A 13,937-nucleotide genomic window follows, 5' to 3' on the forward strand; every position below is an offset into this window, starting at 1 on the left:
GGGCGTGAACTTCCTCGACTACTTCGAGCAGGTCGTCGATGAGCTCATGGCAACGATCGAGGCACTGCCACAAGACGTCGAGCACGGCCACGACCACGGCGAGCACGCCGCCTAAAACCCTAAAACCCTAAAACACAGCCCAAAAAGGGCGAACGGTAACAATCAAACGGTAACTCTGTTCCGTGGGCGCGGGACTGTCAATGGGTGAATGCGCCATCTCGCTCGAGAGGTGGTTGTGTTTGTGGCTGGTTGGGTGTCGGAGGAGGTTCGTCAGGCGGCGGTTGTCCGTGTTGCTGCTGGCGAGTCCCCTTCTTTGGTTGCTGAGGATTTTGGGGTGGTGCCGAAAACTGTCTACTGCTGGATGCGCAAAGCGGGTGTAGCTGGTCCATCGGCAGTCAGAAGACGGGGCCGGCAGGACCGATTTGAGCAAGCATCTGGCTTGGTGCGACAAGGCGTGTCGGTGTCACTAGCTGCTTGTAGGGTGGGCTTGCCCGTATCGTCTGTGCGGTCTTGGCTTATCGAACAAGGCGTGGTCGTGCCTGGAAAAGCACCCGCGCGCACAGTCATTTCTGATGAGGATAAACAAGCTGCCGTTGCCTGCGTGTTAGACGGTCAGTCCGCATATCGAGTTGCGGAAAGTCTCGGTGTAGCACCTAAGACTGTGTACAGCTGGATGCGTAAAGCAGGGATAACGAGTGACCGCGGTACTGCAAAGCAGTGGAAGCACAACCGCCGGGTCGCCGAGGAGATGTTCGCTGACGGTGTGCCGGTGGCTGCGGTTGCCGACTGGTTGGGGGTCAGCAGATCGACGGTGTACCAGTGGCGCAAAGATAGTGTCATGCCAGCACCTTTATCCACCGCCGCGGTGTCTACGGCGGCTGCACTAACTGACGTCGACGGTATGCGTGTAGGGGTGGGCAAACGGTTAACTACCTCTGACCGGGCCCAGATCCACGCCGGATGCGCCCAAGGCTTATCGGCTAGGGCGATCGCTTCATCTATCGGGCGGCACCATAGCGTGGTTGCCAGAGAAATCCGCCGTAACGGGTGGGAGGTCATCGACCCGGCCGGGGCGGTGGTGCACACCTATAACGCCGAGGTCGCCGGTGAACGCACAACACGCCGGATGGCCAGGCCGAAACCACGCCGCATCGACACCAACGACCGGTTGCGGCAGGTCGTTGTCGCCGGTGTGGCGCGCAGATGGTCACCTAAGCGCATCAGTTGCCACCTGGAGCGGGTTTTCGCCGATGATGAAACCATGCAGCTATCCCACGAAGCGATCTACTCCGCACTCTACGTCCAAGGCAAAGGCAGCCTTCGCGCGGAGCTGGAATCGATCATGAAGACCCAGCAAGTACTGATCAAAGGCGGCACGAAACGCACCCCACGCCACCGCACAGCAGGGCTTGCCACCAACAACCGGTCCTGGATCAAAGGCGCGGAAATCACCACCCGGCCACCGGAAGTCGACGACCGAGCCATCCCAGGGCACTGGGAAGGAGACCTCGTCATCGGCAAAGGCGGTAAAAGTGCGTTGATCACCCTGATTGAACGCTCCAGCCGGTATACCCTGCTGGGGCATTTGCCTGACGAGCACTCCTCGGCCACCGTGGTCGGCACACTGCAACGCATGGTCAAAGACCTCAACGCCGAACAGTTAAAGACCATCACGTGGGACCAAGGATCAGAAATGGCGCTGACCGCCACGGTGTCGATCGCAGATGGGTGCAAAGTCTACTTCTGCGACCCGCACTCACCGTGGCAGCGGCCCACCAACGAGAACACCAACGGGGAAATCCGGCGCCGGTTCTTCCCGAAAGGCACCGACTTCGCTCTTGTCAGCGCTGAGGAAGTCGCCTGGGTCCAAAACGAACTCAACGACACCCCCATCGTCAAGTTTCACGGAGCGACACCCCGTGAAAAACTAGAAGAACTATTCAACGGTGGCGCAATCACCGCATGATCCCGCCCTCCACGACATCGCACTTAATAGGCGGGGGTTACCGTTTGATTGTTACCCTTTGTATCTTTCTCCGACCTTCACCGCATCTTTGTCGCGTTGAAATCGATTTTCAGCAGTGGTTTGATCAGACAGTGACTTCTTCCCCCGTTACCCGCACCCCCGTGGTCCTCGAATTCCACGACGCTGCCGTCGATCCATTGTGGTCCGGGCTGAATCTTCAGGTGCGACGCGGAGAATTCATCGCGGTGCTCGGCCCGAACGGCGTGGGCAAATCCACACTGCTTCACACGATTCTGGGCACCCGCAAACTCAGCGGCGGGACGGTCGATGCCACCAGCCGCGTGGGATTCATCCCTCAACAGCAAATGTTCCCGGCGGATTTACCGGTCCGAGGCCGCGACCTCGTTTCACTCGCCTGTGCACACGGCATCACGCACCGCCGGCCACCCAAAGGACACGTCGATGAACTCCTCGCACGCGTCGGCGCGACCCACTTCGCCGACCAACGCGTCGGCCTGCTTTCCGGCGGGCAACAACAGCTCATCCGCCAAGCACAGGCACTCGCCGCCACACCAGAGCTCATGCTTGCCGACGAACCCCTCCTGTCCCTCGACATCGCCCGCGAAAGGGACACTGTTGAGCGCCTGGCCAACCTCGACGCAGCAGTCTTGTGCGTGACTCACTCAATCAACCCATTCTTGTCCGTTGTGGATCGAGTGCTTTACCTCGGTCCGGAAGGGCACGTGATCGGAACTGTCGAAGAGGTCATGCGCTCCGAAGTACTCAGCGAGCTCTACGGCACCCACGTTGATGTCGTGGAAGCAAACGGACGGATGGTGGTCCTGTGAACGAAGCATTAGACACGACGCAGTATCTGCTCGGACTCGATTTCGTGCAGGTAACTCTCATCGCCTGTGCCTTGCTCGGGCTTTTATCCGGAGTTATGGCACCTCTGATCGTGGTGCGCCAAATGTCTTTTTCCGTTCACGCGACATCAGAGCTGGCGCTGATGGGTGCCGCCGCTGCCCTGCTCTTCAGTTTGAACGTGGGCCTCGGCGCGGTGGTCGGTGCTGTGGTCGCCGCGATCGTACTGGCAGCGCTCGGTTTCCGTGGGCAACAAGACTCAGCAGTCGGCGTGGTAATGAGCTTCGGCATGGGCCTTTCCGTGCTTTTCATCCACCTTTATCCGGGCAATTCCAATCGAGCATTGGCGCTGCTCACCGGCCAGATCGTGGGCATATCAGGCCAAAATCTGTGGCTGCTCGCTGGCACAACACTTTTGGTAACCATGGCCGTAGCGGTGCTGTGGCGACCATTGTTGTTTGCCTCCGCCGATCCGGTGATGGCTGCTGCCGCCGGTGTGCGCGTGCGGGCGATATCGGTCACGTTCGCTGTGCTCGTGGGTATCGCATCGGCCCAGTCAGTACAGATCGTCGGCGCGCTGCTGGTCATGTCTTTGCTGATCACCCCCGGCGCGGCTGCAACTCAAATCACGGCGAATCCTGTGCATGCGATTGGCTGGTCAATCCTCTTCGCTGAGGTCTCTGCGATCGGTGGCATGATCCTATCGTTAGCACCGGGCGTGCCGGTAAGTGTGTTCGTCGCGTTCATTTCTTTCGGCATTTATCTGCTCTGCCGGGTCATCGGCGGGGTGCAAAGACGCCGTGTCGGCGGTGTGGCTGCCAAGCAGGAAGGCGTTAAAGGTCGCGGTAATTAGCCGGGCTCAAACCCTCGTCTGCAGCGGCAAGAGCGGCAGCGACGAAGTCGTTGCGGACCTTCTTCTTGGAAAGATTCCTGCCTGAGACAGACAGGCGCACGGTGTTGCCGAGCTTGGCGTTGCGCACTGCGGCGTCGATAATGCTGCGGCGCCACCAACCAGCTGAACCGAAGCCCTCACCAACAGAGAGGTTGCGGGCATAGACGACATCACCGGTGCGCAGGAAATGAATTCCTTGGGTTGAAGCAGCGAGCCGGAAATCGAATTTCTGCAGCGCTTCCAGTGTCCCCTCGGACATGCGCCACCGGGGCGGGGCGAAAGTATCAAGCTCGAAGCCAAGCTTCTTCATTTGGCGGGACGCGCCCTTGAGACGGAGTTTCGCCTCATGCGCCTCCAAATTGGCGAATTCCGCGCGACGCCCCTGCACCGCCTGGTCGAATCCGTTGAGGATCAGACCACGACCGGCATCCATCTGCTCTCTGAGCCAGCTACGGGTCGCGGTGTCTTTTGCCAGGTGCCACTTCTTATCAATGTGTGGAGCAACCAGCAACGATACCGGGATCGACTGGCGCTCAAGATCGCTGACGAGTTTCTGCACGTCCTTCAACGTCTCATCGAAAATAGAGGAAACGGAGACGAGCAGGTGGCGGGACATAGGAAATATCCTACTTCTGCTCCGCCAACCCCGCTCGGTGAGTGAACCGAGAGGGCGCTACTTCACAGCACCTGCGGTGAACAGCGTCCATGCGTATTCAAATGCGGTCTGCTTCCACTTGGCATAGCGGCCGGAAACACCGCCGTGGCCAGCAGCCATCTCGGTCTTGAGTAGGAACTGTCCACCGGTGGCAGTCGCGCGCAGTTTGGCGATCCACTTTGCCGGTTCAACATACAGCACGCGTGTGTCATTGATACTGGTCACGGCCAGAATATTCGGGTAGTCCTTCGCCTCGATGTTCTCGTACGGGGCGTAGGTGGCCATGTAGTCGTACACCTCAGGATCGTGGTACGGGTCGCCCCACTCCTCCCATTCACCGACGGTCAAGGGCAGTTCCGGTTTCAGAATCGACGTCAGTGGGTCAACGAACGGAACGATCGCCTGGATCCCCGCGAATTTTTCTGGCGCGAGATTAGCCACAGCTCCCATGAGCAGGCCACCAGCGGAACCGCCTTCAGCAACGAGCATGGAGGGGGTAGTCAGGCCTTCGCTAATCAGTGCATCGGCACATGCGACGAAGTCAGTGAAGGTGTTCTTCTTCGCCAGCATCTTGCCGTTGTCGTACCACAGTCGGCCCATCTCGCCGCCACCACGGACGTGAGCGCAGACCCACACCATTCCGCGATCCAACAGCGAGAGACGTGCGACAGAAAAGCCCGGATCCGTCGATGCTTCATACGAGCCGTAGCCGTACAGCAGCGTCGGGTTGGGCTGCGACATGTCCAGGTCAGCGCGGTGCACGACCGACATGGGCACACGCGTGCCGTCTTCGGCCGTGGCCCACATGCGCTCAGCGACATAGTCGTCCGGGTTGTAACCACCACGAACTTCCTGTTCCTTGAGCAGCGTGAACTCGCCGGTAGCCACGCGATAATTCAGAACCTGACCTGGACGGGTGAACGAGGTGTACCCCACGCGCACGACAGGAGCATCCCACTCGGGATTGCCACCCAAAGTGGCGGTGTAGAGCTCCTCATCGAATTCCAATTCACGGAATTCACCGAAGCTGTCACCAGTCAGGTCAGCCACAGCGAGACGGCCGATTCCGCCCCGGCGATACGACACGAAAATGAAATCACGGTAGGCATCCGTTCCCTCAATGCGCACGGTGTCGTCGTGAGGCATGAGCTCAGTCAGCTCCCGCAACGGCGGCAGCTCCTCCCCCGCCGCGCAAACGCCCACAGAAGAATTCGGGCCATGCGCGTTATGGGTGACCACCCAGCGCTCCTCGTCCCCGACAACGGCAAGATCAACGTTGTATTCCACACCAGACTCGCGCGGCCACAGCACCGAGAATTCGCCCTCCGGATTGTCCAAAGGCAGAACGCGGTACTCAGTCGTCAGCGAGGAGGCAGAGAGGATGATGACGTAGCGCTCGGAACGATCCGCTGCTACACCTACACCGAATTTCTCGTCGCTCTCCTCGTAGACGAGCACGTCTTCGCTCGACGCGGTGCCCACCTTGTGGCGCCACACTTGGTGCGGACGCCATGCATCGTCGACACGGATATAGAACAGGTAGTCCTCGCCTGCCCAGGTTGCGCCGTAGAAAATGCCGGGGATTGTGTCGGGGAGGAGCTCGCCGGTTTCTAGGTTCTTGATCTGCAGATCAAACCGCTCATCACCGGCGGTATCGGTAGAAAAGGCCAGATAGCGGCCCGAAGTACTCACGCTGGAAGCACCAATGGAGAAGAACTCGTGGCCCTCCGCCAGCTCATTCAAGTCAAGGAGGACCTGCTCGCCGGGCAGGCCCGAACCGTCCTCGGGGAGGACGGGCGGTGTCCAGGGGTCGGAGCCTTCGTCGACAAGCACGCGACAGCTGATGCCGTAATTCTTGCCCTCCTCCGTGCGACCGTAGTACCACCAATCGCCTTGACGCTGCGGGACGGACATATCCGTCTCCTTCACGCGCGATTTGATCTCGTTGTAGATCGACTCGGTCAAGCCGTCGAGATGCGCCGTCTGCTCCTTCGTGTAGGCATTTTCCGCCTCGAGGTACGCGAGCGTTTCCGGCGACTCCTTGTCGCGCAGCCACTCGTAATCGTCGACGAATTCGCGGCCGTGGAAGGAGCGGGTGATCGGGTGCTTCGGTGCAGCAGGGATCGGGGTCTCAGTCATGGCATACGAGTCTAGCCCCCGCTGCTTTAGGCGAATTTCCGGCCCGACAGGCGCTCGTACGCCTCGATGTAGCGGTCGCGAGTGGCCTCAACGACCGAGCCCGGCAGTTCCGGCGGCGGGGTCCCCTCAGCCGGATCCCAACCAGACTTCGGGCTGGTCAGCCAGTTACGCACGTACTGCTTATCAAAGCTGGGCTGCACCTCGCCTTCCTCGTAGGAGTCCGCAGGCCAGTAGCGGGAGGAGTCGGGGGTGAGCACTTCGTCGGCAAGCACGAGCGTGCCGTCTTTATCCAAGCCGAACTCGAACTTGGTGTCCGCAAGAATGATCCCGCGCGTCTCCGCGTACTCAGCAGCACGCGTGTAGATATCCAAGGTCGCCTCGCGCAACTTCTCCGCGAGCTCGGTGCCCAGCTGCTTAGCCACGTACTCGAAGCGCACATTCTCGTCGTGGTCGCCCTGCTCAGCCTTCGTTGCCGGCGTGAAAATCGGCTCCGGCAGCTTGGACGCTTCCTTCAAGCCTTCCGGCAATGCGACACCGCACACGGAACCATTCGCGTCGTATTCCTTCTTGCCCGAGCCCGTCAGGTAGCCACGAGCCACGCACTCGAATGGAATCATGTCCAATTTCTTAACGACGAAAGCGCTTCCCAGCACCTCTTCCGGGATCCGTTCATCATCGAGCGGTCCCGCCAGGTGATTGGGCACACCTTCGAGCAGGTCGAAGAAAAATTCACTGGTGTAGGTGAGCACCTTGCCCTTGTCCGGAATCTCCGGTTCGAGCGCAAAGTCGAACGCGGAGATCCGGTCGGTGGCCACCATCAGCAGGGTGTCATCGTCGATCTCGTAGATCTCGCGGACCTTGCCGGCGGACAGGTGATTGTAGTCAGAAAGCTCTGGACGCATGCGTGCGATGTTACGCCCCTAGCTACAGGATCTCTCCTGGAGAGTATCCAGCAGCCTCTGGGTACTTATTTGCCCAAGCCTGAATACGCTCCAAAACATTGTCTACCTGGGATTCTGCTGCACCGATGAAAGCGTGGCGGTCTTCCAGCGCTGCTTCGAGCTGCTGCTGGTCGAGCGGCAGGCGATCATCACCAGCGAGGCGCTCCACGAGGTTTTGCTCCGCACCATTTTCTCGCATATCCAATGCCATCGCGACGGCGTGCTCCTTGATCACCTCGTGCGCGGTCTCGCGACCAACACCTGCACGAACGCTCGCCATAAGGATGCGCGTCGTAGCCAAAAATGGCAGGTAACGGTCCAGCTCACGGGTAATCATCGCCGGGAAAGCACCGAATTCCGCCAGGACGGTCAGGAAGGTCTCCATCATGCCGTCGATGGCGAAGAACGCATCCGGCAGTGCCACGCGGCGCACGACGGAGCAGAACACGTCGCCTTCATTCCACTGCTGGCCAGCGAGATCGCCGACCATGGTGAGGTAGCCACGCAGAATCACCTGGAAGCCACCAACACGCTCACACGAACGGGCATTCATCTTGTGCGGCATCGCAGAGGACCCGACCTGACCTTCCTTGAAGCCCTCAGTCACGGTCTCATTGCCAGCCATCAGACGAATCGTGGTGGCCAAGCTCGACGGGCCCGCCCCCAGCTGCACCAGTGCAGAAATCGCATCAAAATCCAGCGAACGCGGGTAAATCTGCCCCACCGAATCGAAGATCCGCTCAAAGCCCAGGTGCTTCGCAATCGCCTGCTCCAGTTGGTTCAGCTTCGTCTCATCGCCACCGACCAGGTCCAGCATGTCCTGTGCGGTACCCATCGGGCCCTTAATGCCGCGCAGCGGATAGCGGCCCAGCAGGTCCTCCACACGGTCCAGTGCGACCAGCATCTCATCTGCCGCCGAGGCGAAACGCTTACCCAGCGTCGTCGCCTGTGCTGCCACATTGTGCGAGCGACCAGCCATAACCAAAGAGCGGTACTCACCCGCACGGTTACCAATCGCATTCAACACTGCCACGGCACGACCACGCACCAGCTCGAGCGAGCGGTAAATCTGCAGCTGCTCCACATTCTCCGTCAGGTCACGGCTAGTCATGCCCTTGTGAATATGCTCGTGACCAGCCAGAGCATTGAATTCCTCAATGCGTGCCTTCACATCGTGGCGAGTCACACGCTCACGCGCAGCGATCGAATCCAGGTCCACCTGGTCCACGACCTTCTCATACGCCGCGATGGCCTCTTCAGGGATATCAATGCCCAGATCACGCTGAGCACGCATCACCGCGATCCACAGCTGGCGCTCCAGCACGATCTTGTGCTCCGCGCTCCACAGCGTGGCCATCTCGGCCGAGGCATAACGGTTGGACAGGACGTTGGCATTACGGGGTTTCAAGTCAGTCACGCGCCCATTATCGCACGAAGCACGCTTATCGACGCCTCCCCCAACCCCCACCCCAACGATGCGTGGATTTTGTTTACATCTACCCCGGATAAGAACGCGAAAACGCCAGGTCGCGATGAGGCGCGTGGAAAATCATGTCATCCAGATCCACGCTGCTCCCCGAAGGGATCAGCGTGGGACTGGTTTCGGTGGATTAAACCTGAATTTCGCCGTTGATCGCCGGGCGGGCGATGTCGTGGCGGTAGAAGGAGCCTTCCAGGTTGATCTTCTCAATCGTTTCGTAAGCCGAGGCCACTGCTTCTTCGAGGTTGGCGCCGGTACCCAAAACATTGAGCACACGACCGCCAGCGGAAACATAGCCAGTGCCATCTGCCGTGGGGGCGGTGCCGGCGTGGAGGACGGCGGTGGGATCGTCGAGAAGCGTGCCTTCCGCCGTGATCTCATCGCCCTTGCGCGGGCTGGCCGGGTAATTCTCAGCGGCGAGCACGACCGTGACGGCTGCACCGTCCTGCCAGTCGAGCGGCTCAATCTTGTGCAGCGTGCCGGTAGCGGTGGCGTAGAGAACCTCAGCGAGCGGGGTGTTCAGCAGCGCCAGAACTGCCTGCGTTTCCGGGTCCCCGAAGCGGGCGTTGAATTCCACAACCGACGGACCCTCTGACCCCCAGGCGAGCCCTGCGTAGAGCAGACCCGTATACGGCATACCGCGGTGCACCATCTCAGCGGCGACGGGTGCGACCACCTCGTCCACGATGCGCTGCACGCCGTCTTCCGGAAGCCAAGGCAGCGGGGTGTACGCGCCCATGCCACCGGTGTTCGGGCCCTCATCATTGTCGTAGGCGCGCTTGTGGTCCTGCGCTGGCAGGAGCGGCACGACAGTTTGGCCATCGACCAAGCAGAACAGGGAGACTTCTGGGCCTTCGAGGAAGGACTCGAACAGCACCGGATTGCCAGCTGCCAGCACTGCCTCAGCATGGTCCTTTGCAGCGGCGCGATCCGGAGTCACCACAACGCCCTTGCCACCGGCAAGACCGTCGTCCTTGACCACGAAGGTCGGGCCGAACTCATCAAGCGCTGCCTCAACATCCGCTGGATCCGTGACCTGGCGGGCTTGCGCAGTGCGCACACCAGCTGCAGCCATGACATCCTTCGCGAATGCTTTGGAACCTTCCAGCGCGGCCGCTGCCTTCGACGGGCCAAACACAGCGATGCCGGCCTCACGTAATGCATCGGCCACGCCAGCAACCAGCGGTTGCTCCGGGCCAATGACCACCAGGTCAGCCCCAATGGACTGTGCCAGGGCCACTGCTGCTGCACCATCAGAAACATCAAGGTCGTGCAGTGTAGCCAGCTTTGCAATTCCAGCATTGCCCGGCGCGACATGCAGCTCATGTGCCGTGTCTGCAGCCCCCGCCGTGCTGGTCGTGCCTGCCAGTGCATGGACAAGGGCGTGTTCGCGGCCGCCCGAACCGATCACAAGGATGCGCATGCGGCCCATAGTATCGCTACCCTGGGCGAGCATGAGCACTGTCTTCACCAAAATCATCAATGGGGAAATCCCCGGCCGTATCGTTTACCGCGATGAGACGGTCGCAGCATTCCTGACCATCGAGCCGATCGCATACGGCCACACCCTGGTTGTACCGATCGCTGAGGTGGATAAGTGGACTGACCTTGATGCGCAGACCTGGCTGCACGCCAATGAGGTCGCGCAGGAAGTCGGCCAAGCTGTGATCGATCAGTTTGGTTCCCAGCGCGCGGGTTACCTGATCGCTGGTTTCGAGGTCCCCCACGCCCACATTCACGTGTTCCCGGCCAATGACATGTCGGGCTACAGCCTGCAGAACATCATGCGCGCGGACGAGACCGATGCCGCCAAGATGGACGAGGCCGCTGACAAGCTGCGCAGCGCGCTCGGCACCGGCGAAGACGGCCGTCGCAGCTAAGCCTCGTCCTTCGCCTTGTCCTCGGTCTTCTGTTCGGGGTCGAAGCGGGGCAGGCTGACCGTGAATTTCGTGCCTTCACCAAGCTCGGATGTCACGGTGATCGCGCCGCCGTGCTGTTCCACGATGGACTTCGTAATAGCCAAGCCCAGTCCGGATCCTCCGGAGCTCTTCGAACGGTTGCGTGAGGAGTCCGCACGGTAGAACCGTTCAAAGATGTGCTCCGTGTCCTCCTGGTTCATGCCACAGCCGTTATCGGCAACATCAATGTAGACATTGTCCAGGTATTCGCGCAGCGTGATCATCACTTCGGCTTCCTTGCCAGCATGCTTGAACGCGTTGCTCACCAGGTTCAACAACACCTGGTGCAGTCGGTCCGGGTCACCAGAAACCACGGGAATATCCGAGACCTCAGTTTCTACTTCGAGCACGCGCCCCGAAAATGCAGCGCGCGCTGAACTTTTCACCGACAGCACCAGCTCAAGCACATCAACCTTGCGCAGGTTCAGGCGCGAGCCTTCCGCACGGGTAAGCGCAAGAAGATCCTCTACCAGCAGCTTCATGCGGGCAGATTCTTCGTCGATCTTGCTCAAAACCATGTCGGCATCATCTGTCGCGCCAGCACGATAAAGTTCGGTGTACCCACGCACACTCGTCAGCGGGGTGCGCAGCTCATGCGACGCATCGCCAACAAAGCGACGCATCTGTTCCTCTTTTTCACGTGATTCATCGAGCGTTTCCTGCAGCTGCCCAACCATCGTGTTCATCGCGTATGACAATCGCCCGAATTCAGTATCACGTGGCCACGCCGGCGCGCGACAGTCAATATTGCCGTCAGCAATGGACAGCGCCGTATTCTCCAGTTCCTTCAGCGGCAGCAGCGATCTCCGCACAAAGAAGGTGCCGGCCGCGCCCATCATCGCCAAAACAAGCACGCTTATCGACGCCAGCACCACCGCCAGCGCCTCCAACATCTTGGTTTCCTGCTCCAGTGATTTGGCCACAACAGTGGACGTGCCATCCGGTGCTTGGACCGCGATAGTCCTGAACTTCTTATCGCTCCCGTGGCCGAAGATGCACTCAGCACCCACGGTGTGCGGCCGCCGGTCAAAGACAAGTTCTGATGCCTTCGGGCTGCACCCATTCACCCGGTCGATCCGTGGATACTGGCCGGGCACCGCAGTCATCAACAAGAACTGGCTGGGCAGGTATGCATCTGCCTTAGAATTACGCACATCAGGGCTCAACGCCCAGGTGGTCAAACCTTTTCGCAGGTCTTTATCTACCCGCTCATACACCTGATCCCGGGTTAGACCCCACACGGCAACAGACGTACCGGTCAGCCCCAACCCGGAAATGACCATGAGGATGATCAGCAGACGCGTGCTAAGACGCAAACGCGACGCTTGCTCCGCGGCAAGCCGCATCATTGTCGCCGGCGCGACCGCCGCACCCGACGCCATTACTGACGCGGGGTGCGCAGCACGTAGCCCACACCACGAACAGTGTGAATCAAAGGAGTATCACCCGTGTCCACCTTGCGGCGCAGGTACGAAATATAAGACTCGACCACATTGCCGTCGCCACCGAAATCGTAGTGCCACACATTGTCCAAGATCTTCGCCTTGGACAGCACTACCTCGGCATTCAGCATCAGGTAGCGGAGCAAATTGAACTCAGTCGGCGACAGCTCAACGATCTGGCCGGCCTTGGTGACCTCATGCGTGTCGTCGTTAAGCGTCAAATCTGCATAGCGGATTGTCGTGTCCTCCGACTCTCCCTCGGTGACATGGCCGCGACGCAAAATAACGCGCAGACGCGTGATCACCTCTTCAAGTGAGAACGGCTTAGTCACATAATCATCCGCACCGATAGTCAGACCATGAATCCGGTCCTCCACCGCATCCTTCGCGGTGAGGAACAGCACCGGCGCATCCAGGCCCTCATTGCGCAGTTTCGTCAACAGCTCGAAGCCGTCCATCCCCGGCATCATCACATCGAGGATGTACGCATCCGGCTGCAACTCATGCGCCATCTTCAGCGCTTCCTGGCCAGACTCAGCCGACTCAACCTCAAAACCCTGAAACTTCAAGGACACAGTGAGTAGCTCAACAATATTCGGCTCGTCATCGACAACGAGCACCTTAACGTTCTGCGGGGTGGGCGTATCTGCCATGACAGTCACTCTTTCTTTTTCTAACTTCACTTAAGAGTTCATTTCCGTGACTGGCCCTTACAGCCGGCAACGCGGCCTTCGAGCGCACATCACGCGGGAATAGGCCAATTAAACAAGCCGAAACTGAACGTTTACTGTACCCTCACTGTACTCTCGTTTCGGCTTGCAAGAGAGTTCGCCAAAATACAAACAACCCCAGCCGACGCGGACGCCGATCTGAGGTTACACGTGGAGCTGGAGACGAGACTTGAACCACGCAACCTACGGAAGCCAACTCCAGGTACCGTAGATTCCCCGCATTCCCGGAGTTCCACACACGCGCAGGTCATGTGCCTCACTTCATGTTAGCGATCCCAACCAGTTCGCCCAGTTCCCGCTATTACTTAGACACTTTTAGGCACCTTGCCCCTAGCAAAGGGCGTCCGTGTAGTCATCGATTATCTCCGGAGCAGCGAGGCCCTCGTAGCGTTCCTCGATCCGTGTAGCAACGGTCCTTCGGAAGTCGTGGGGCTGGACGGAGAGCGTGCCTCGCGCCTTTCGAAGTCGGGTCTCTGTATGCATGTATCCCACGAGGGCATAGTGCTTCTCCTTGTCACTTATACGTTCGTATAAGTGACAGGAAATAGCTATGTCTCCGATTGGTTAAATGAGGGTTTCAAAAGCAGATGGGTCACAATCTACTGATTTACAGCGTGATGCCCTACTTACCGCCGGCGTTGATCCAGATCGCATCTATGAGGACAAGGCGTCCGTCAAAAAAGAGGTATGACCGCGGAAAACTAAAAGAAGAAAACCAGGCGCTCACTGCCTGTCTTGTGCCTGGTGTTTGATCCAGCTGTGGAGGAACGTACTGTCGGGTTGTGCCCGGATTCTGCCCGTGTCCTTGGCTGACTGCGACTACCTCTTCATTGCGGTGCTGTTCCACGGCGATGTACAGCATCGCAGGT

Annotated in this window: 11 protein-coding genes and 1 pseudogene; 5 read left to right on the forward strand and 7 right to left on the reverse strand. The window is 59.5% G+C overall.

Translation table 11 applies throughout. The features are described 5' to 3' along the window. Positions 1-535 precede the first annotated feature (535 nt). The 3 genes from Q0X21_RS05475 to Q0X21_RS05485 all read left to right on the forward strand — a co-directional run bounded on the left by Q0X21_RS05475 (position 536) and on the right by Q0X21_RS05485 (position 3,683). Complete coding sequence (locus Q0X21_RS05475) at positions 536-1,966, forward strand: IS30 family transposase (RefSeq protein ID WP_367172738.1); 1,431 nt, start codon at positions 536-538, stop codon at positions 1,964-1,966. A 161-nt stretch (positions 1,967-2,127) separates the two neighbouring features. Then, the gene (locus Q0X21_RS05480) at positions 2,128-2,814 is read left to right on the forward strand and encodes a metal ABC transporter ATP-binding protein (RefSeq protein WP_297850856.1); all 687 of its coding nucleotides are present in this window, start codon (positions 2,128-2,130) and stop codon (positions 2,812-2,814) included. Beyond that, positions 2,811-3,683 carry a metal ABC transporter permease gene (locus Q0X21_RS05485; RefSeq protein ID WP_297850814.1) on the forward strand — a complete coding sequence of 291 codons (873 nt, stop codon included), beginning with the start codon at positions 2,811-2,813 and terminating at the stop codon, positions 3,681-3,683. Before Q0X21_RS05480 ends, Q0X21_RS05485 begins: the two co-directional genes overlap by 4 nt. On the opposite strand, the gene Q0X21_RS05490 is transcribed toward Q0X21_RS05485, so the two are convergent. The 5 genes from Q0X21_RS05490 to purD form a co-directional block, all read right to left on the reverse strand. Continuing rightward, positions 3,664-4,338 (reverse strand): DUF2334 domain-containing protein, encoded by a 675-nt coding sequence (locus Q0X21_RS05490; protein WP_297850815.1) that lies wholly within the window; start codon positions 4,336-4,338, stop codon positions 3,664-3,666. The two genes, Q0X21_RS05485 and Q0X21_RS05490, sit on opposite strands and share 20 nt — an antisense overlap. A gap of 57 nt (positions 4,339-4,395) precedes the next feature. After that, on the reverse strand, positions 4,396-6,516 hold the full coding sequence (locus Q0X21_RS05495; RefSeq protein WP_297850817.1) for a S9 family peptidase: 2,121 nt from the start codon (positions 6,514-6,516) through the stop codon (positions 4,396-4,398). A gap of 26 nt (positions 6,517-6,542) precedes the next feature. Beyond that, the gene (locus tag Q0X21_RS05500; protein ID WP_297850819.1) at positions 6,543-7,418 is read right to left on the reverse strand and encodes a phosphoribosylaminoimidazolesuccinocarboxamide synthase; all 876 of its coding nucleotides are present in this window, start codon (positions 7,416-7,418) and stop codon (positions 6,543-6,545) included. A 22-nt stretch (positions 7,419-7,440) separates the two neighbouring features. Next, the gene (gene purB / locus Q0X21_RS05505) at positions 7,441-8,874 is read right to left on the reverse strand and encodes an adenylosuccinate lyase (RefSeq protein ID WP_297850820.1); all 1,434 of its coding nucleotides are present in this window, start codon (positions 8,872-8,874) and stop codon (positions 7,441-7,443) included. Positions 8,875-9,067: 193 nt separating this feature from the next. After that, positions 9,068-10,360 carry a phosphoribosylamine--glycine ligase gene (gene purD, locus Q0X21_RS05510; RefSeq protein ID WP_297850821.1) on the reverse strand — a complete coding sequence of 431 codons (1,293 nt, stop codon included), beginning with the start codon at positions 10,358-10,360 and terminating at the stop codon, positions 9,068-9,070. A 31-nt stretch (positions 10,361-10,391) separates the two neighbouring features. Between purD and Q0X21_RS05515 the strand changes: the two genes are divergently transcribed. Continuing rightward, positions 10,392-10,817 (forward strand): HIT family protein, encoded by a 426-nt coding sequence (locus tag Q0X21_RS05515; RefSeq protein ID WP_297850822.1) that lies wholly within the window; start codon positions 10,392-10,394, stop codon positions 10,815-10,817. On the opposite strand, the gene Q0X21_RS05520 is transcribed toward Q0X21_RS05515, so the two are convergent. After that, positions 10,814-12,277, reverse strand: a complete 1,464-nt coding sequence (locus Q0X21_RS05520; protein WP_297850823.1) for a cell wall metabolism sensor histidine kinase WalK — start codon at positions 12,275-12,277, stop codon at positions 10,814-10,816. The genes Q0X21_RS05515 and Q0X21_RS05520 overlap by 4 nt on opposite strands. Next, on the reverse strand, positions 12,277-12,990 hold the full coding sequence (locus Q0X21_RS05525) for a response regulator transcription factor (protein WP_297850824.1): 714 nt from the start codon (positions 12,988-12,990) through the stop codon (positions 12,277-12,279). The genes Q0X21_RS05520 and Q0X21_RS05525 overlap by 1 nt, the downstream gene beginning before the upstream one ends. A 646-nt stretch (positions 12,991-13,636) precedes the next feature. Here Q0X21_RS05525 and Q0X21_RS05530 point away from each other — a divergent pair. After that, a pseudogene (locus tag Q0X21_RS05530) lies at positions 13,637-13,753 on the forward strand (recombinase family protein); the annotation flags it as partial. Between the last annotated feature and the right edge of the window lie 184 nt (positions 13,754-13,937).

The sequence above is a fragment of the uncultured Corynebacterium sp. genome (assembly GCF_947253065.1).
Taxonomy (GTDB): Bacteria; Actinomycetota; Actinomycetes; order Mycobacteriales; family Mycobacteriaceae; genus Corynebacterium.